Annotated in this window: 19 protein-coding genes; 13 read left to right on the top strand and 6 right to left on the bottom strand. The window is 40.0% G+C overall.

What is annotated here, in order from left to right; genetic code table 11:
* Positions 1-174: 174 nt before the first annotated feature.
* The 6 genes from QMG11_RS11030 to QMG11_RS11005 all read left to right on the top strand — a co-directional run bounded on the left by QMG11_RS11030 (position 175) and on the right by QMG11_RS11005 (position 4,845).
* Positions 175-957: an HAD family hydrolase gene (locus QMG11_RS11030; protein ID WP_281835972.1), complete on the top strand. Its 783-nt coding sequence runs from the start codon at positions 175-177 to the stop codon at positions 955-957.
* Between the two features lie 582 nt (positions 958-1,539).
* Positions 1,540-2,283 (top strand): ABC transporter ATP-binding protein, encoded by a 744-nt coding sequence (locus QMG11_RS11025; RefSeq protein ID WP_281835971.1) that lies wholly within the window; start codon positions 1,540-1,542, stop codon positions 2,281-2,283.
* 130 nt (positions 2,284-2,413) lie between these two features.
* Positions 2,414-3,226, top strand: a complete 813-nt coding sequence (locus QMG11_RS11020; RefSeq protein ID WP_281835970.1) for a TrmB family transcriptional regulator — start codon at positions 2,414-2,416, stop codon at positions 3,224-3,226.
* 84 nt (positions 3,227-3,310) lie between these two features.
* Positions 3,311-4,123: an AAC(3) family N-acetyltransferase gene (locus tag QMG11_RS11015; RefSeq protein WP_281835969.1), complete on the top strand. Its 813-nt coding sequence runs from the start codon at positions 3,311-3,313 to the stop codon at positions 4,121-4,123.
* Between the two features lie 129 nt (positions 4,124-4,252).
* Positions 4,253-4,495 carry a hypothetical protein gene (locus tag QMG11_RS11010; RefSeq protein WP_281835968.1) on the top strand — a complete coding sequence of 81 codons (243 nt, stop codon included), beginning with the start codon at positions 4,253-4,255 and terminating at the stop codon, positions 4,493-4,495.
* 107 nt (positions 4,496-4,602) lie between these two features.
* Positions 4,603-4,845 carry a hypothetical protein gene (locus QMG11_RS11005; RefSeq protein ID WP_281835967.1) on the top strand — a complete coding sequence of 81 codons (243 nt, stop codon included), beginning with the start codon at positions 4,603-4,605 and terminating at the stop codon, positions 4,843-4,845.
* 146 nt (positions 4,846-4,991) lie between these two features.
* Here the strand turns inward: QMG11_RS11005 and QMG11_RS11000 are convergent, their stop codons facing one another.
* Positions 4,992-5,768: a YdcF family protein gene (locus QMG11_RS11000; protein WP_281835966.1), complete on the bottom strand. Its 777-nt coding sequence runs from the start codon at positions 5,766-5,768 to the stop codon at positions 4,992-4,994.
* A 505-nt stretch (positions 5,769-6,273) separates the two neighbouring features.
* On the opposite strand from QMG11_RS11000, the gene adhE reads away from it, so the two are divergent.
* Complete coding sequence (gene adhE / locus QMG11_RS10995) at positions 6,274-8,922, top strand: bifunctional acetaldehyde-CoA/alcohol dehydrogenase (protein WP_281835965.1); 2,649 nt, start codon at positions 6,274-6,276, stop codon at positions 8,920-8,922.
* Between the two features lie 210 nt (positions 8,923-9,132).
* Here the strand turns inward: adhE and QMG11_RS10990 are convergent, their stop codons facing one another.
* The 3 genes from QMG11_RS10990 to trhA form a co-directional block, all read right to left on the bottom strand.
* Positions 9,133-9,816 (bottom strand): Crp/Fnr family transcriptional regulator, encoded by a 684-nt coding sequence (locus QMG11_RS10990; protein WP_281835964.1) that lies wholly within the window; start codon positions 9,814-9,816, stop codon positions 9,133-9,135.
* A 105-nt stretch (positions 9,817-9,921) separates the two neighbouring features.
* Positions 9,922-10,116: a hypothetical protein gene (locus QMG11_RS10985; RefSeq protein ID WP_281835963.1), complete on the bottom strand. Its 195-nt coding sequence runs from the start codon at positions 10,114-10,116 to the stop codon at positions 9,922-9,924.
* Between the two features lie 381 nt (positions 10,117-10,497).
* On the bottom strand, positions 10,498-11,127 hold the full coding sequence (gene trhA / locus QMG11_RS10980) for a PAQR family membrane homeostasis protein TrhA (protein WP_281835962.1): 630 nt from the start codon (positions 11,125-11,127) through the stop codon (positions 10,498-10,500).
* Between the two features lie 130 nt (positions 11,128-11,257).
* On the opposite strand from trhA, the gene QMG11_RS10975 reads away from it, so the two are divergent.
* The 3 genes from QMG11_RS10975 (at position 11,258) to rnmV (ending at position 13,674) form a co-directional block, all read left to right on the top strand.
* Positions 11,258-11,902: a YiaD family glycine zipper/OmpA-like lipoprotein gene (locus tag QMG11_RS10975; protein WP_281835961.1), complete on the top strand. Its 645-nt coding sequence runs from the start codon at positions 11,258-11,260 to the stop codon at positions 11,900-11,902.
* Between the two features lie 460 nt (positions 11,903-12,362).
* Complete coding sequence (locus QMG11_RS10970; protein ID WP_281835960.1) at positions 12,363-13,085, top strand: hypothetical protein; 723 nt, start codon at positions 12,363-12,365, stop codon at positions 13,083-13,085.
* Between the two features lie 34 nt (positions 13,086-13,119).
* Positions 13,120-13,674 (top strand): ribonuclease M5, encoded by a 555-nt coding sequence (gene rnmV, locus QMG11_RS10965; RefSeq protein WP_281835959.1) that lies wholly within the window; start codon positions 13,120-13,122, stop codon positions 13,672-13,674.
* Positions 13,675-13,688: 14 nt separating this feature from the next.
* On the opposite strand, the gene QMG11_RS10960 is transcribed toward rnmV, so the two are convergent.
* Positions 13,689-13,811 carry a hypothetical protein gene (locus QMG11_RS10960; protein WP_281835958.1) on the bottom strand — a complete coding sequence of 41 codons (123 nt, stop codon included), beginning with the start codon at positions 13,809-13,811 and terminating at the stop codon, positions 13,689-13,691.
* Between the two features lie 235 nt (positions 13,812-14,046).
* Between QMG11_RS10960 and QMG11_RS10955 the strand changes: the two genes are divergently transcribed.
* The 3 genes from QMG11_RS10955 (at position 14,047) to QMG11_RS10945 (ending at position 16,517) form a co-directional block, all read left to right on the top strand.
* On the top strand, positions 14,047-14,484 hold the full coding sequence (locus QMG11_RS10955; RefSeq protein WP_281835957.1) for a galactokinase: 438 nt from the start codon (positions 14,047-14,049) through the stop codon (positions 14,482-14,484).
* Between the two features lie 197 nt (positions 14,485-14,681).
* Positions 14,682-15,845 carry a hypothetical protein gene (locus tag QMG11_RS10950; RefSeq protein WP_281835956.1) on the top strand — a complete coding sequence of 388 codons (1,164 nt, stop codon included), beginning with the start codon at positions 14,682-14,684 and terminating at the stop codon, positions 15,843-15,845.
* A gap of 15 nt (positions 15,846-15,860) precedes the next feature.
* Entirely contained in the window at positions 15,861-16,517 is a 657-nt protein-coding gene (locus tag QMG11_RS10945; RefSeq protein ID WP_281835955.1) for a Crp/Fnr family transcriptional regulator, read from the top strand.
* A 31-nt stretch (positions 16,518-16,548) separates the two neighbouring features.
* Here the strand turns inward: QMG11_RS10945 and QMG11_RS10940 are convergent, their stop codons facing one another.
* Positions 16,549-17,748, bottom strand: coding sequence for a radical SAM protein (locus QMG11_RS10940; RefSeq protein WP_281835954.1), 1,200 nt, complete (start codon positions 17,746-17,748; stop codon positions 16,549-16,551).
* Between the last annotated feature and the right edge of the window lie 97 nt (positions 17,749-17,845).

The following is a 17,845-nucleotide window of genomic DNA, read 5'->3' as shown; positions in this document are numbered from 1 at the left end:
CATTTTCTTAATATGAATTTACTTTAAAGTATTCATAAATCCTTTTTTAACCTCCACAGTTATTTTAATCTAAAAAGGATATATGGTATAATGTTTTTATCGGAATATGAATAGAGAGAACAGGCTAATGTCTGATAATAGGTCGCAGATTAGCTTTGAAGATAGGGAGGCAGCATGATAAAACTAGTAATCACAGATATGGATGGAACTCTTTTAGATGATAACCATATGATCAATGAGGAGTTTTGGGAAGTCTTTGACAAGCTCAAGGAGAAGGGTGTTCTTTTTGCCAGTGCCAGTGGAAGGCAGTACTACAACCTGGTAAAGAACCTCAAGCAGATAGAGGATGATGTTTACTTTGTGGCAGAAAACGGAACCTATGTGGTGCACAGGGGGGAGGAGTTGTTTCTAAATGCCCTTCCAGCTGAAGATGCAGGGAAGCTCATTGTCAAGGCGAGGAAGGTAGAGGAAGCTGATATAGTGCTGTGCGGAAAGAGAGCGGCCTATGTGGAGAGCAGAAACCCCCAGTTTATTCAGGAAGTGGAAAAATACTATGAGGTCTATGAAGTGGTGGAGGACCTGCTGAAGGTAGAGGATGATATCTTAAAGGTTACCCTGTGTGACTTTACAGGAGCTGAGGAAAACAGCCATCCCCATTTTACAGAGTATGAGATCAAGTATAAGGTAACGGTATCTGGAAGGATATGGCTAGATATAGTAAATAAAGATGCCAATAAGGGTGTGGCAGTGGAAAAGCTTCAGGAGATGCTTGGGATTAAGCCAGAGGAGACCATGGCCTTTGGAGACTACTTAAATGATGTGGAGATGCTAGAGGATGCTTACTACAGTTATGCTATGGAAAATGCCCATCCAGAGCTGAAGAAGAAGGCCAGATATACAGCTAAGAGCAACAATGAAAATGGTGTAGTGGAGAAGATAAAAGAGATGATACTATAGAGATTAAGAGGAAGCTTCTAAGGGCTTCCTTTTTTTATTGTTAAGAAGATAGGATTAGAGGTTAGCTCCACTATAAAAAGGAATTGCACAAGATTAAAAAGTGTGGAGAAACACGCTACTTTTATTGGAAAAGTAGAATCTCCAAAGGTACAAAGGTAACTATAAATTTCATCGGTTACCTTTTCTCTATAGACCTTCCGAAGATATTTGGAGTTAAAAATAAAGGGCTCAAAGAGTCTGTTCTTTGCCTTTGAACACACTTTATTTTAAGATTTATAGTTAAAGTATTTCTTGAAGCTTAATCCCCTTACAACCTTAGAAGGACGGGATAACGGTGGTTTTATCTAAATTGTACAAAAAATAAAACATTTTACAACTCAAAAATTTCGTTGTACACTCTGTACGACAGATTTAGAGGGTGAGGTATGTGATTAGTTGATTATCTAAAACCACGGCTAGTGAAGGGATAGACTGAAACTTTGAAATCAAACTTTTATTGATAATAAGAGATAAGGTTAAAGGGAGAGATAATCCCCTTAATTTCATATAAAATGAGGGGGAGTTGAGCAAGGGGGAGATGAGATGGCAGGAGTTAGTTTAATAAAAACAGAAAAGATGTATTCCAATGGATTTACAGCGGTTAAGGGATTGGATCTGGAAATTGATCAGGGAGAGTTTATGGTTCTTATAGGGCCCTCAGGTTGCGGGAAAACAACAATTTTAAGGATGATCAGCGGGCTGGAGGAACCGACCAGAGGAGAGATATGGATAGGAAAGAGAAGGGTTAATAAGCTTGCTCCCAAAAAAAGGGAGATATCACTGGTATCCCAAAACCATGAGCTCTATCCCCATATGACTATATATGAAAATATTGCCTTTCCCCTTAAGATGAAGGGAATATCCAAGGATGAGATTGAGGGAAGGGTAAAAGAGTTCTCTGAAAAACTGGGCATAGAGGGAATCCTTTCAGAAAAGCCCAAGGGTGTAACTGGGGAGGAAAGGCAGCTGGCAGCTATAGGGAAAGCCCTTGTGACAGGAGCTAAGGTAGTTCTCTTTGATGACCCCCTATCAAACCTTGATGTCAGGGTGAGGGGGAGAGTGGGAACAAGGATCAAGGTTCTTCACCAGGAATTGAAAGAGAGTGGACAGGGGGTTACAATGATCTATGCAACACAGGAACGGTTTGAAGCTATGAAGATGGGGGATAGAATATGCTTCCTTGATCAGGGGAATATAGTGCAGCTGGATACTCCTTCAAACCTCTATAACTATCCATTAAGTGGATCTACAGAGGACCTTGTGAATTTCTCCACTGAAAGACTTTAGAGGGAAAGAGGAGAAGATTGCCTTCTATAGGGAAAGAGAAGGCAGCAAAAAAATACTATGAGTTATATGCAGATGAAAATATTGAGAAAATATCAGTGAGAGAAGTTCTAAGATAGAAGGGAGAGATTTGATGAGTGATTTTATTATTCAGGAGCTGGAAAAGTTAAACTTTTCCAAGATGGAGGCTCAGGTATATATAACCCTGATTAAGGAGGGGGAACTGAATGGGTCGCAGATAGCAAAGCTTTTAGGGGCATCCCGTTCATCGGTATATGCAGCTTTGAATAACCTCTATAAAAGGGGGGTGGTATATTCTGTACCTGGGGATACAAATATCTATAGAGGAGAAAGGCCGGAAATACTAGTTGAAAAACTGAAGAATAACTTTATAAAAACTACGGATATATTGAAGGAGAAGATGTCCCAGCTGAACACAGATAAAAAGGAGAGGAACTACATCAATATAAAGGGAACCAATAACTTTATTGAAAAAGCAAGGGAACTCCTCCTTACTGCACAGAGGGAGGTCTATATTAATACCTGCATCGATCTTCAAACCTTCAGGGAGGAGTTGGTGGAGCTTGGTAGAAGAGGGGTGAGGGTAATTGTTTTTTCATATGACAAGATGAATATAGAGGGCCTACCTATTGAACTGTACTCTCACTCCACAGAAACAGAGTATATAGAAGGGTGTGACAGTGAGGATGTGCGTTTAATGCTCGTTGTAGACCTTACCACAACCCTTATAGGGAGCAGTCAGGGGAGGGACGAGGATATTATAGGAACATTCACTGAAAACTCCCTCCTAGTTTCCATAGCATCGGAACACATCCATCACGATATCTACCTCTTGAAGCTAAGGGAAAAATACGGAGAGGATCTCATAGGAGAGGATATAAGGATAGACAGTATACTGGAAAAGAAGTTGGGGGAGGCGGAATAAGTAAAGTTTAAGGGTGTATAAAGGAGATAGAGGTTATAGAAAGTTTTAGCAGATGTGGATAGTCAAAAGGACAGAGGGGGAGCTATGCAGGAAGCAATAAAACCAAAGAAGAGATTAATTACCTATGATGACTTGGTAGGGGAGTTTAAGAAGATAGGTATAGAGGAGGGACAGACTATATCTGTTCATATATCCATGAGTAAGATTGGATGGATAGTAGGAGGATCTGAAACCCTTATAAGGGCACTACTTTACGTTGTAGGGGATACAGGTACTATAATGATGCCGTCTCAGACCTGGAAGAATCTGGATCCATCCACCGGAGTCCACTGGGAGCAGCCTGAAGAGTGGTGGCCGGCAATTCGGGAGAACTGGCCAGCCTATGATCCAGAGGTGACCCCTGCAATTGGAATGGGAAGTACGGCTGAGATGTTTAGGAAATGGCCTGGAGCCAAGAGGAGCAGCCACCCTGCAAGATCCTTTGCTGCTTTGGGGCCTCATGCAGAGTACCTGGTGAATAACCATGATCTGGAGAATATCTTCGGAGAGGATTCCCCCCTAGATAAACTGTATAAGCTTGATGGTTATGTTTTATTGCTGGGGGTGGGGCACAACAAAAATACATCCCTTCACCTGGCAGAGACAAGAGCTGAGTATCCGGGAAAGCATTGTAGCAGGGAGAGCAGCGCCATGATGGTGGAGGGAAAGCGTCAGTGGGTAACCTATGAAACACTGGCTGTAGATGATGAGGACTTTATCCAGATGGGAGAGGAGTATAATAGGGAGAAGAATATTTCAACTCAATGGGTGGGAGGAGCAGAGACACTCTTTATGCGTCAGAGACCACTTGTAGAGTGGGCAGTTAAATGGATGGAGAGAAATAGAGGGAAAAAGTAGGAAGGGAGCAGCAGAAATGCTGCTTTTTCTTTTTAAAGAGATTTAATTAAAAGAAGTTAAGAAGAACTACAATTGCATTTAAAAGTATAGAGGTAATTTAAATAAAGGGTGGATTAAGGGGGTGAAGGTATGAAAACCTTAATTTTTATCTTGATGTCAGTACTTACTTTTACAGCTCTTGGAAGGGACTATGAGTATAATGAAAGAAGAGATATCTTAATCCCTATGGAGGAGCAGTGGAACAAGCTTAAAGAGTTAACCCCTGAAGAGTGGGCAATAGAAAAGGAATTAATGAGACTCAATATAGAGAAGTATGAGAAGTTTCATTGGGAACTTGAAAGATCCGATAAGGGTGAAAACTCAGAAAGATAATTAAAAGATGTTAATGAAACATATAATGAGAATTAAAAAAAAAGAAGTATTTTACTTCATAAGCGGGTTAAGAAATATTACTCTGACATATTAAAGGAGGTAGAGAGATGAAAAAATTATTATTATTAACAATGGTAATCTTAGGTGTGACTTCATTTGCTAGAGATTTTGAATATAATGAAAAAAGAGATATAGTGAAGCCTATGGAAGAAAACATAGATAGATTAAGCAGATTCACACCTCAAGAGTGGCAAATGGATAAGGAAGCTACAGAGATGAACTTTAAGAAGTATGAGGATTTCCACAAGGAATTAGAGAGAGCAGACAAGGGTGAGGAATCACAAAGATAGTATTTAAATAAGACTCAGATAATAAGAAGGTATCCAGATATCCGGATACCTTTTTTATTATTAAGTGGAATATAGAATTTATAAAATGTTTACTTGAAGTCATTAATGCTCCAATTGATTCATAGGATGCAACGTCACACTGCTTTTTATTGGGAGCTATACTTTATTATAAGAAGTTTAACCTGATAAACTGCAATTCCAACATATTCCCAGAGGGCTCTCAGGAAGTGATCTAGGTTTTGGGAGTTGGGGATAAAGTCCAGAACCTTATAACTACTATTATTTGCAAGGTATCCACTTGGAGCAATTGCTACCTGAACTCCTGTAGAGGCAAATGTATTTTTGGCTCTGAACATGTGGGTAGCTGAAGTGATGAGAGTAATAGATGAAACCTCCATCTCATCTAATATCTCTTTAGTATAGAGGGCATTTTCCAGGGTGTTTCTGCTCTCCTCCTCTAAAACAATGTCCTCCTTGGGAACTCCTAGGGCTACAAGAACATCTCTGTACACAGAGCTCTCACTTGGACTCTCACTGTCATATCCCCTTCCCCCGGTGACAATTATTTTTTTAGGGTATTCTTTATAGAGGATAGCTGCCTCTACAATCCTGGAGTAAGCTGTATCGGTAGGGATACTACCTATTGGTGTTCCCTCGGTGATACCTCCTCCCAGAAGTACATATGCCTCTGACGATCTTATCTCCGCAGGAGAGGAGACCTTTTTAGGCTCTATAACTCTAACTAGCAGCTCCTTGGTAGGCCTTATGGAGATGAGATAGAACCCGACAGAGATAATAATAAAGATCCTTTTAAATTTAGCATAATTGAACCTATCCATAAGGATAGCGCCTATTAATACAATAATTATAAATAGTGCAGGCGAAATCAATAAGTTGCTGATGAATTTTTCCAGTAAAAACAATTTTCAAACCTCCCATTACTATAAAATTTATATTATTAGTATAAGCCCTTAAGATGAAAGAAACAAATAGAATTTTGATTTTGATCATCTGTAGAGCTAATCCTATTAAAAATTAGTGAAAAAATAAATTTGATCTATTTTAGATCGTTTAGAGTTCTAAAAATAAGCATTTCTTTGAAAAGGTGCTTTATTGTTGAAGTGTAGAAAAAGTAAAAAAAATGATCGCATCAATCCATTGGAAATTAGTGTAAATAGGCTCTAGCCCTTTAAAACAAAGTTTTTATAAAAGTGGTGAAAAAATGACCTGTAATATTAGTGAAAAAAATATCTAAAAAGTAATTGACATATTTTTTCACAAGGTGTAAAGTGTGCACATAGAGGACAAACGACTCTAGCTGTCGCAGGGAGACGGTAAATAAAACAAAAAAATTGAATCTGACGGAAACCTCATTACGGGGATGGCAACTTCAGTCGGGATTAAAATTTTTACAGGGGTGATTTCAAAATGGCAATTGAACAAATGATCCAAAGAGTAAGAGAAGCACAGAAAAAATATGCAACTTATACTCAGGAGCAGGTAGATGTTATCTTTAGAGAAGCAGCACTTGCAGCAAATAACAATAGAATTAAGCTGGCTAAGATGGCGGCTTCAGAAACTGGTATGGGAATCGCAGAGGATAAGGTAATCAAAAACCACTTTGCATCTGAGATTGTTTATAACCAATATAAAAACACTAAAACTTGTGGAGTATTAGAAGAGGATAAGTCATTTGGAATGACTAAGATAGCTGAGCCTATCGGTGTAGTTGCAGGTATCGTACCAACAACTAACCCGACTTCAACAGCAATCTTTAAGGCGTTAATCTCACTTAAGACAAGAAACGCAATTATCTTTTCTCCACACCCAAGAGCAAAGAAATCTACTATAGAAGCAGCTAGAATCATACGTGATGCAGCTGTAAAAGCTGGAGCTCCAGAGGATATCATCGGATGGGTAGAGGAGCCTTCAATCGAAGCTTCAAACACACTTATGAGATCAGCTGACATTATCCTTGCAACTGGTGGACCAGGAATGGTTAAGGCAGCTTACTCATCTGGAAAACCTGCAATCGGTGTAGGAGCAGGAAATACTCCTGTAGTAATAGATGACTCAGCACACATCAAGATGGCAGTAAACTCTATCCTACTATCTAAGACATTTGATAACGGAGTAATCTGTGCATCTGAGCAGTCTGTAATTGCTACAGAAAAGACTTACGATGCAGTTAGAGCGGAGTTTGCAGCAAGAAATGCTTATATCCTAAAGGGAGATGAGCTAGATAAGGTAAGAAAGACAATTGTAATAGATGGTCACCTAAACGGAGAGATCGTAGGACAGCCTGCACACAAGATCGCTAAGATGGCAGGAGTAGATGTACCAGTTGAGACTAAGGTACTTATAGGAGAGGTAGAATCGGTAGAGCTATCTGAGCCATTCTCTCACGAGAAGCTTTCTCCAGTGCTGGCACTGTACAAGACAAAGTCATTTGAAGAGTCGGTAGATAAGGCAGACAGACTGATTGAACTTGGTGGAATGGGGCATACATCTGTATTATATGCTGATGAGTTAGAAGCTACAGATAAGATCGAAGCATTCGCTAAGAGAATGAAGACTGGTAGAACACTAATCAACATGCCAGCAGCTCAGGGAGCAATCGGAGATGTATTCAACTTCAAGCTAGCACCATCACTAACACTTGGTTGCGGATCTTGGGGAGGAAACGCAGTTTCTGAAAACGTAGGAGTTAAGCACCTACTTAATATTAAAACTGTAGCTGAGAGGAGAGAAAACATGCTTTGGTTCAGAGTTCCTGAGAAAGTATACTTTAAGTTTGGATCACTTCCTGTAGCTCTTACTGAGTTAAAGGGAAAGAAGAAAGCAGTAATCGTTACAGACTCTGTACTGGCGTCTCTAGGATATACAGATCATGTAACAACTGTACTAGATTCTCTAGGAATCGACTACAGAATATTCTCTGATGTACAGGCAGACCCTACTCTATCTATCGTAGAAAAAGGTGCTGAACTAATGAGAAACTACCAGCCAGATACAATCATTGCCCTTGGTGGAGGATCACCAATGGACGCAGCTAAGATCATGTGGGTACTATATGAGCACCCAGAGGTAAACTTCAAGGATCTTGCAATGACATTCATGGACATAAAGAAGAGAATCGTAGAGTTCCCTAAGATGGGTGGAAAAGCTGAGTTCTGGGCTGTTGCAACATCTGCAGGAACTGGATCCGAGGTAACTCCATTTGCTGTAATCACAGATGATGCAACTGGAATCAAGTATCCCCTAGCTGACTATGAGCTGACTCCAGACGTAGCTATCGTTGACCCTCAGTTAATGCTTACAATGCCAGCAGGGCTAACAGCAGCATCTGGAATCGACGTAATGACTCACGCACTGGAAGCATATGCTTCAGTTGTGGCATCGGACTATACAAACCCACTAGCACTAGAGGCTGTAAGACTTACATTTAAGTACCTTCCAGAATCGGTAGAGGGAGGAGCAACAGCTAAGAAAGCAAAGGAGAAGATGGCTAACGCATCTTGTATCGCAGGAATGGCATTCTCAAACGCATTCCTAGGTATTTGTCACTCGATGGCTCACAAACTTGGAGCTGCATTCCACCTACCACATGGAGTAGCTAATGCACTACTTCTTGATGAAGTAATCAGATTTAACGCTACAGATAAGCCGACTAAGATGGCAGGATTTGCTCAGTATAAGTATCCAAATGCCAAGGCTAGATATGCAAAGGTTGCAGACTTCATGGGATTCACTAAGGGAAGTGAAAGCGATGAGGAGAAGGCAAAGATTCTTAGAGCAGAGGTAGCAAAGCTTAAGACAAGAATTGGAATTAAGGCTACAATTGCAGAGTATGGAATTTCTGAAGAGGAGTTCATGTCTAAATTAGATGAGATGGTAGAGGCAGCATTTGATGATCAGTGTACAGGTGCTAACCCTAGATATCCACTAATGGCAGAGCTTAGAGAGATGTACTTAAGAGCTTACTATGGAGCAGAGAAGTACGTAGCTATGCAGAAGGAAGCTAAGGAAGTAAAGAAGGTAAAGAGCGCAAAAACTGAAGAAAAAAAAGCTAAGTAAGAAAAGGGACTCCTAGGAGTCCCTTTTCATTTGTTATGGAAAATTTAGAATTTATAGAAATTCTACTTGAACCAATTTGTGTTCCCAGTGATTATTGGGATGCGACGTCACGTTGTTTTTTATTGTTAAGGAAGTATAAAATTATAGAGTGCTGCCATGGACAAAATTTCATTGTATGAGATTAGAGTGGGGGGAGCGTCACGCTCCCTTTTAGTCTAAGGAATCCAGATAGGTGTCAAAGACCTCAAAATCCTCAACCCATACCCTACCCTTGGATTTATCCCGCTTGATAAGTTCCCTCTTCTCCAGGCTGCTTATTATCCTCTGGAGGGTTCTCAGGTTGATTCCCAGTGACTCAGAGAGAGATTTGGTAGTTGTGTCCTCAAAGGAGTAATTGTTATTGGCTAGAGCTTTTAAAAAATAAGCTTCATTACTCATACTGCTCTTGTCCATAAACTGCTCTGCAGCCCATACAAACTTGTTTACCATCATTCTGGCAATTCTCTCCCAGATTTCCCCCATTATATCTGACCGCTCCCTTATCATCTTTCCCAGAGGGAAGATGAGTACCTGTGTATCCTCAAGAAACTCAATATCTGTAAGGATGTAGAGGTTGGAGACTGCACCGGGCACTCCTATCCACTCTCCTACAGTTAACTTAAATATATATTCCTTCCCTCCAGAGGGGTAAAATATCTGCTTTCCCTCTCCCTTTAAGATATTCCATACATATCCATTCTTCCCTCCAGCTTCCTCTGAGAAGCTTATGACCTCCCCCTTTCTGAAATCCTTTATTTCAAAGAGCTTCTCCAACTCCTTATGGGAAGTAGCTTTTGAGATTTCTAAAAAGGAATCGTATATGCCAGCTTCTGTGAGAGCCTCCTTTAACTTCATGATTTTTCCCCCTTTCAGTAGCGTTCTCTTTCTCTATACTCCACCTGAGATGATTTTCTTCTTAATAAAATAAAAAGACTGCCATAGGCAGTCTTAAAAAATCACTTATCTCTGATATCCGAACTTGTCATAACCGAACTCATTGTATCCGTCTTTGTCGTATCCGTTCTTGTCATACCCTTTGGCATTGTATCCATTGGAATCAAAGCAATACATCAGCTTGATGTCCTCTAATATTCCAATACCTCTACTCTGGTATCCAATCCCGTCACAATTTTTTGCACAATACGAAGCAGCCATAAACACAACTAGAACAACAGCAGCTGTAATCATCCTGATCCCTCCTCTTAAATTAAGTTATATGGATTTATAACATATTGTGAAGAAAAAAACAACATATTTTTATAAAAAAACAATACTTTTTTTATGCACCATTTTTTAAGTTAGTAGTAAAAATATAATACTGAATTTTAATCTAAAATTCTGAAGAATGAGGTCATATCGATTCTAATAAAATAGCACTAATGAGCTTATAATAACTTTATATTAGTACGGAAGTAGAGGGGGAGTTATAGTCTCTTAAACGGTCTGTGATCGCAAATAAAAGTCTTGAGTTCGCATATGGAAAGAAGTGGGGATAAAAAAAGAGGAACCTCTATAGGTTCCTCTAAAGTTATTTTTTTAAGATACTGAATAGTAGATGGAAAGGTAGTTTAGAACACTTCCTCCCACTACAAATAGGTGCCAAACTACATGGGTATACCTTACATTCTTCATAAGATAAAATACAGCTCCCACAGTGTAGGTTATTCCACTTGCAATAAGCAGTTTAAGTGACAGGGGATCCAGGTTCATCTTAAGGTTCTTGAAGATAAACATTACCATCCAACCCATAAAGAGATAGATCAGGGTGGAAACAAGGGTAAACCTTCCTGTAAACTTTAACTTAAAGATAATTCCGGCAAGGGTAAGTCCCCACTGTATAACCAAGAGAATAATAGCGGATCTTCCCTCTACAACAGTTAGCAGGTAGGGGGTATATGATCCCGATATTAATATATATATAGCTGAATGATCCAATATTTTAAATATGTCCTTAGTTCTTCCAGGATATAGAAGGTGATAGGTTCCAGACATAGTATATAATAGAATAAGTGCGCTACCAAAGATAGTGAAGCTGACCACATGGTTTATATCTCCCAGACGTACAGCTCTCATAACAAGAAATCCTAGTCCAACAACTGCCATTCCTGCTCCAAGGTAGTGACTAATTGAGTTCAGGTATTCTTCCATATGCGAATATTTTTTCATCTGTGATACCTCCTTTATAGAATAATTATATCACAGTTGTAATAATATATCTATTTTTTATGTAAAAAACTTTACTTTTTTTATAAAGAATTATGTAGAAGCTTTTTAATAAAGGATCAGGAGGTAGATTATGAAAAAAATTATAGCTTTATCAAGTCTTATGCTGGTGCTAATATCCTGCAGGAGTACAGACCCCTATACTGGAGAGGAGAAGGTGAGCAGTACTACTAAGGGGGCTGTGGGGGGAGCAGTGGCAGGGGCTGTGGTTGGTCAGCTGGCAGGTAAGGACACCAAGAGTACCCTCATAGGGGCAGCAGCTGGATCAGCAGCTGGAGCTGGGATTGGATACTACTTTGACAGGCAGGAGGCAGCTCTAAGGGAGGAGCTTGCAAGAACAGGTGTAGGAGTGCGAAGGGTGGGAGAGGACAGACTGGAGCTTATTATGCCTGGAAACCTTACCTTTAAATCTGGAAGCTCAGCTATAGCTCCAGGATCCTATGAGGTGCTAAACTCCATCTCAAAGGTACTGGAGGAGTTTGATGAGACAAGTATTGCAATTGGAGGACATACAGACAACACAGGAAGCGACAATATAAATGATGCCCTTTCACAGGAGAGGGCAGATGCAGTATACTACTACCTAAATGGAAGGGGAGTAGCTAAAGCAAGGATGTCTTCTAGGGGATATGGATCGGCTCAACCTATAGCAGACAACTCCACTAAGGATGGAAGGGCACAAAACAGGAGGGTTGAGATTCAGATAGTGGGGAATTAATATAATTGTTATTAAGGTATATAAAAATCCAGGAGTTGCCTCCTGGATTTTTGTTGTTAAAAAATAAATCTAATTCATTGAACAATCCAAAGAGAATTAATAAGAAAAGTAACTACCATGAGGAGTGCTGCAGTAAAGAGTGAAGAAACTATTAAAGAGGCTTTATTAGCAGTTTCTATTTTTGTGAGTTTACTAATAACAAGAGTTATAAATAATTAAGAAGTAAAGTAAAAGAAACACTCTGATCATTAGATCATTCCCTTTAAAAATATCAAATAAATTATAGTAGGAGAAATTAGCTAAAAAAAAGAATAAATAGCTATATTTAATTATGCAATCTAGCAATATAAAAAATCAAACACCTAATCAAAAAGACCTATAATTTATTGATATAAAATCTTTTAAAAAGATAAAATAAATGCTATAATATAAAGCTATTATGTTATGAAAGGATGGTTTTATGGAGATAAGATTAAAGGAAGTAAGATTAGAAGATGATCCTGGGAAGGAAACCAAGGATTTCGAAAAATTTTACGACAATTCATATAAGGCAGCAATCAGATCCAATACCATTAAGGGGCAGACCAGGCTAAACTGGGAAGCAACCTTCTATGTAGAGGATGAAGAGGAAGAGATAGATACAGAGTATGTGGCAGATACTAAAGGAAACTATATTACCCACCTTAACCTAGACGGTTATTTAGAGGGAGAGGTTCTTGAGCTGGGAGAGGACGTGGAGCTACACCTTTCCATGAGAGGAAACAGTATGCTTGAAGCTCTTACCTTTACAGAGGTAAAGAGACTGGGAGTGCTTCCTGAGGAGAAACTCAAGGCTCTGGAATACAGCCTCTTTCCAAAGTTTGCCAAGGGGTATATTGCAACTGACCTCAAGGAGGACAAGAATGTAAGGGAGTTTATGGAAATATTCTATCCCTTGCTGAATAAGTTTGAGATACTTAAGGAGGTTGGAGTAGAAAAGTTCAGATACAAGGTGTCTGGTGGAGATGAGGAAACTCAGGAAAGATTCAAGAGCTCCATGGAGAGCTATCTCTTTGAGGAAGTAAAGTTTATCTACTATGACAGGGGATATGGAGAGTTTCTGGCCAAGAAGGACTACAATGAACTTCTCATGGCAGGGACCAAGTACAGCCCAGATATGACGATGAAAGAGTTGTATGAATAGACAACTATAAAAATACAGGCAGGAGATTGGACAGATGAAGAAGATAATGGAAACCATAGTGGTAGAGGGAAGAGACGATGTAACTGCAGTAAAGGCTGCAGTTGACGCAGAGCTAATTATAGTAAATGGATTTGCTGTAAGAAAGAGAACTACCCTAGAAAAGATAAGAGTTGCCCAGGAGAGAACCGGGGTAATAGTATTTACAGACCCGGATTTTGCCGGTGAAAAGATAAGAAAAACTATAGAGGACTATGTTCCAGGGGTGAAGCATGCCTATATTGGAAGAAAGGACGGGACAAGGGCCCGTGACGGAAATGTAGGGATAGAAAATGCCAAGCCGGAGGTTATCATAGAAGCCCTTGCCAAAGCCAAGTGCAAGATGGTGGATAGAATTGAAAACTTTACCTCTGGGGATATGATAGAGTATGGTCTTAGCGGTGGGGGAGAATCCAAGGTAAGAAGGCAGGAGGTAGGAGTTATCTTGGGAATAGGCTATGCCAATGCCAAGCAGTTCCTGTCTAAGCTGAACCACTTTGGAATAAGCAGGGAAGAGTTTCTGAAAGCTATAGAGAAAGTAGATAAAAAATAGGCTGGGTAATCAGCCTATTTTTTATTTTCCTCCTTAGGTGACTCCTTCTCATCCTTAGGGGGCTTCTCCTTAGTTTCCTTTAAATCATCCATAATATCCTTCATCTCTCTTTTGCTCATGATTCCTCTTTTACTCATAGAACACCTCCATATTAATATTATTTGCAAAGGGTGAAGAGATTCCTTTCTGGGATTTATAAAAGTTAGGGGAAGTAAAGGAAAATTTTCTTTAAGCTAACTGTTAAAAAACTATAAAAATTAATGATGTATAAAAAAAACAACAGAAATTCACCTTTAAACCTATGGATTTATTGGTAAATATAGACTATAATCCTTATTAGAAAATACAACATAGTTTTTAGGGGGGATGGAGATGTTAAGAAAGTTACACGAGAATTTCAAGAAAATTTTTGGGGAAGAAAGTAGAGAAAGTTTTTTTGCAACAGCCAGAACGTGCCGTCTTTCAGAGGAGAGAGTCATAGAGAATACCGAAGCTTACGGAACATATGCAGCTGCCAGAGCCAGAAATGACGGGATGATATCTGTGAGTATGGGAGAGAATAAATGGACCCTGCCACTGGATAACCTGGATAAGGAAGTGGACCTTGAGTTTATAGCCAGCGTGGTGGAAGCATATAAGTCGTGTGGTTACTCAATAAAGAAGGGATTAGATATTGTATATCAGTTGGATGTACCCAATGAGGAGGGTTATTCAGCAATAGGGTCTCTGAAATATGCAACAGCTCAGGCATTTAACAGGATAGAGGGATTCCAGGCTGATACACTGAAGATATTCAGAATGGCATCTTAGAGAATTAGGGAGAGGAAGACACCTCTCCCTTTTATTTATAGTCCTTAAAAATAATTCCTTGTTAAGGAATATACTTAAAAAATGGTTGAATATATCCAATGATCAATGTTATCCTATCTTTGACACCAACAAAGTATAAAATGACTTCAACTTGACCAGATTTTAGTATAGAATTAATGGGAAGGAGTTGATAGAAGATGAAGAAGTTACTACTGATTGTCCTCTTGATCTTGGCAGGGTGCAGCTCTGCTGAAGAGAAGATAAATACCCAGGCAATGGAGGAGATAGAGAGGGGAAGATTTACCCAGGCTGCTCTATTATTGCAGGAGGCAGTAAAACTGAACCCAGATTACCTGGAGGGGATGGTGAACTACAGGAATGTCTATCCAAGGGCTGTAGATGATACCCAGTCCAAGATAGATCTCTACAATCAAAATGAGGACTATGTGAGGGAAGCTTCTACCTATGAAAATATGCTTTCCCTAAAGAAAGGTCTCTACACCATGGATCCCATAGTTCACAATAAGCTTGGGCTCAGCCTGAATATTCCCCAGTACAATGAGATAGAGGAGCTGAAGATGGATGCAGGGGTCTCCTACTACAATGCAGGAAATACCTTTGAGGGGTTGAAACTTGACAGATATAGGAGAAGGGAGAAGTTCTTCCTCTATGACAGGGGGCAGGAGCTCTATCCCAGGTATAGGGATATTGGTGAGCGGACTGCGAGATCTCTGGAGGAAGCTAGGGTTGTTGCAGCTTTCACAGAGGTAACAGGGGATCCCTCCAGAAAACACCAGATAGAAAGGGAGGGAATAGGAAGGATAAAAAATCGTGTATTGGAGGACCCGAAGCTGTCTAAGATAACTATCTTTAAGGATATCCCTCAGGGAGAGCTGCGTGAGGCTCTGAGAGGGGCAGGGAATCTATCGGAGGAAAGTCTCAAGGACCTGAATACAGTGGTGAAGATAAATATAGATTCCTTCACCTACAATCCAACAAGGGTAACAAGGGACTACTATACCAGATACTGGACGGAAAAATACTATGTTATTGAAAACAATGTAAAGGTGGCTAAGTACAGGGAGAGATCCTACACAGAGATAGTATTTGATAAGAGAAACAGCAGCAGGATAGTGTTGTCATATGAGATGATAGACCTTGAAGATGGGCGTACCATTGGAAGCGGAGTATTTGAAGGGAACTCTGGAGATCGTTACAGGTGGAGCGTCATAAGGGGAAGAGCTCCAGCTGGTGTTATGAGCGGTGTAGAAAGGGAGATAAAAAGCGGAGAGACCATTATAAGTGAGGCAATCGTTGAAGCCACCGATAAGCTTGGAAGAGATATAAGAAATAATATTTAACAGGAGCGGGAGTTTATGAAAACGAAATTAGATTACTTAAGGGATATAGGACTTGATGATATACTTTCAGATGACCTCGTAAGGAAGATAAAGGTAGAGGAGTATGAAAAGGGAGATATCATGGAGATGGAGGCCTTTCAGAGCGGAAAGGTGTGGAAGATCTTGGAGGGGCAGGCCAAGATGACTATCTACATGGAGCACGGAGGAGAGTATTACGGTGATTTTACCACTGGAGAGTGGATGGGAGTTGCCGCCTGCCTCATAGATCTTGTGGGGACAGTGGATATAGAGGCAAAGAAGAAAACAAAGGTTATTGTTATTCCATTAACGGAGATGATAAGAAATCATCCAGAAGTTATGCAACATCTGTGGGAGAAGATAGCCAAGGGATCGGCCCTTGAGTTTGTAAGAGTACTGGGAGGAACCCTTGCTAAGGCAGTGCTCTCCAATGAGGGGTACTTCCTCAAGTATCTGTCCCAAAATAATATGAGGATAAGGTTTACAAATACAAGAGAGCTATCTGAGCTTTTAAATACCAATCTTCGTACACTTCAGAGGATAATAAGAAAGCTAAGGGAAGATGGGGTTATCGAAAAGAGCAGAAATGAAATATGGGTAGTGGATAAGGAAAAGTTTGAAGCAGCCCTCATAAGCCAGACGGAAAAGTTTTAAATAAAAAAGGAGCTGATATCAGCTCCTTTTTTTAATCCTCTAAATATTCCTCAAAGTCCTCATAGAAGTCGTCGTTGTTGTAGTCCTCTATAAGTTCCTGTATATGCTCCTTGCAGTTTTCCAGCTTTAGGTCTGCCGGTAGCTCCTCCTCCTTCAGGAAGATAAACTCCTCATCCTCAAGGATTGGAAGGAACAGGTGGGGGAGGGTTCTCTCGAACTCAGAAACATAGTTGTGAGCTCCAAAGGGATTACCCTGTTTGGAAGCCTTGTTGATCTCCCTAGCATACTTGGTGTGGTTTGAGCAGTCGTGGACAAGCATCTCCCATCCCTCCTCAGCTGCCATCTTCATAATCTTATATGTAATCTCTCTAGACCAAGTAGGAGAAAGGTATCCATTTCTATATGTATAGAACTTTTCACCACTGTAGTTATTTATATTGTCCGGCCCCAGGTGGAACTCAGCACAGTTGATGAAATCCAGACCGATAGCAAGTATCTCATCCTTCTTTTTCATAAAGGCCTCATAGAACTCCGGTGTCATAGGAGTTTCGATACCAACAGATTTAAAGTATTTTCTGGCAATTTTCATAGCCTCTATAACCTTGTCGCTGCAGTTAGTGGCTCCCAGGTTGAACCTAAGCTCGTCTAAGCCTGCTTCAGCAAGGGCTTTGAGATTTTCCTCGGTGGAGAGAGTACCATTGGTATACATATGCTGGTGGACTCCTGCATCACTGAATTTTTTTACTATTCCATAGTACTTTTCGATCTCCATAAAGGGCTCTAGGTATACATAGGCAATACCTGAAGGTTTCTTCTGAGTGGAGAGAAGAAGGTCTATATCCTCCTCCTCATAGAGGGTATCTCCAATATCCCACATTCCATCGGGAATTACTTCCACCTCATCCATTGTGTCGTGGTAGTAGCAGAACTTACAGGTAAGGTTGCAGGTATGAGTCTTTCTAACACCTCCTAAACCATCTCCGAAAAGGCACGAGATACATCCCTTGGGAAACTTCTCCTTGTCTCCCAGGAAGAAGGTCCTTCCCTTGAAGTTTTCAAGGGAAGAGATCTCCTCCTGCATCCTCTTAATCCTATCCATATATGATCTCTCTATCTGTCTTAGAGTTGAACGTATAATTACATCATATTTCTTAAATATCTCCTCATTGTCTGAAGGGATGTCTGCAAGGTATTTAAACCATTCAATTGCATCTTTTTTACTAATATTCATGATTTTCTCCTTAAATTGGACTGTTAAAAATAATACTACCTTACATAATAACATTTATAATAGGCTATTACAATAAAAAACCATAAAAACCTCTATT

The sequence above is a fragment of the Propionigenium maris DSM 9537 genome, assembly GCF_027925155.1.
Taxonomy (GTDB): domain Bacteria; phylum Fusobacteriota; class Fusobacteriia; order Fusobacteriales; family Fusobacteriaceae; genus Propionigenium; species Propionigenium maris.
The sequence above is the reverse complement of the archived record's forward strand: the minus strand, read 5'-3'. Positions and strand labels throughout refer to the sequence as shown.

Excerpts from the sequence above, each read along its gene's own strand:
- QMG11_RS11030 (WP_281835972.1), top strand. The coding sequence starts at position 175 with ATGATAAAACTAGTAATCACAGATATGGATGGAACTCTTTTAGATGAT.
- QMG11_RS11025 (WP_281835971.1), top strand. The coding sequence starts at position 1,540 with ATGGCAGGAGTTAGTTTAATAAAAACAGAAAAGATGTATTCCAATGGA.
- QMG11_RS11020 (WP_281835970.1), top strand. The coding sequence starts at position 2,414 with ATGAGTGATTTTATTATTCAGGAGCTGGAAAAGTTAAACTTTTCCAAG.
- QMG11_RS11015 (WP_281835969.1), top strand. The coding sequence starts at position 3,311 with ATGCAGGAAGCAATAAAACCAAAGAAGAGATTAATTACCTATGATGAC.
- QMG11_RS11010 (WP_281835968.1), top strand. The coding sequence starts at position 4,253 with ATGAAAACCTTAATTTTTATCTTGATGTCAGTACTTACTTTTACAGCT.
- QMG11_RS11005 (WP_281835967.1), top strand. The coding sequence starts at position 4,603 with ATGAAAAAATTATTATTATTAACAATGGTAATCTTAGGTGTGACTTCA.
- adhE (WP_281835965.1), top strand. The coding sequence starts at position 6,274 with ATGGCAATTGAACAAATGATCCAAAGAGTAAGAGAAGCACAGAAAAAA.
- QMG11_RS10990 (WP_281835964.1), bottom strand. The coding sequence starts at position 9,816 with ATGAAGTTAAAGGAGGCTCTCACAGAAGCTGGCATATACGATTCCTTT.
- QMG11_RS10985 (WP_281835963.1), bottom strand. The coding sequence starts at position 10,116 with ATGGCTGCTTCGTATTGTGCAAAAAATTGTGACGGGATTGGATACCAG.
- trhA (WP_281835962.1), bottom strand. The coding sequence starts at position 11,127 with ATGAAAAAATATTCGCATATGGAAGAATACCTGAACTCAATTAGTCAC.
- QMG11_RS10975 (WP_281835961.1), top strand. The coding sequence starts at position 11,258 with ATGAAAAAAATTATAGCTTTATCAAGTCTTATGCTGGTGCTAATATCC.
- QMG11_RS10970 (WP_281835960.1), top strand. The coding sequence starts at position 12,363 with ATGGAGATAAGATTAAAGGAAGTAAGATTAGAAGATGATCCTGGGAAG.
- rnmV (WP_281835959.1), top strand. The coding sequence starts at position 13,120 with ATGAAGAAGATAATGGAAACCATAGTGGTAGAGGGAAGAGACGATGTA.
- QMG11_RS10960 (WP_281835958.1), bottom strand. The coding sequence starts at position 13,811 with ATGAGTAAAAGAGGAATCATGAGCAAAAGAGAGATGAAGGATATTATG.
- QMG11_RS10955 (WP_281835957.1), top strand. The coding sequence starts at position 14,047 with ATGTTAAGAAAGTTACACGAGAATTTCAAGAAAATTTTTGGGGAAGAA.
- QMG11_RS10950 (WP_281835956.1), top strand. The coding sequence starts at position 14,682 with ATGAAGAAGTTACTACTGATTGTCCTCTTGATCTTGGCAGGGTGCAGC.
- QMG11_RS10945 (WP_281835955.1), top strand. The coding sequence starts at position 15,861 with ATGAAAACGAAATTAGATTACTTAAGGGATATAGGACTTGATGATATA.
- QMG11_RS10940 (WP_281835954.1), bottom strand. The coding sequence starts at position 17,748 with ATGAATATTAGTAAAAAAGATGCAATTGAATGGTTTAAATACCTTGCA.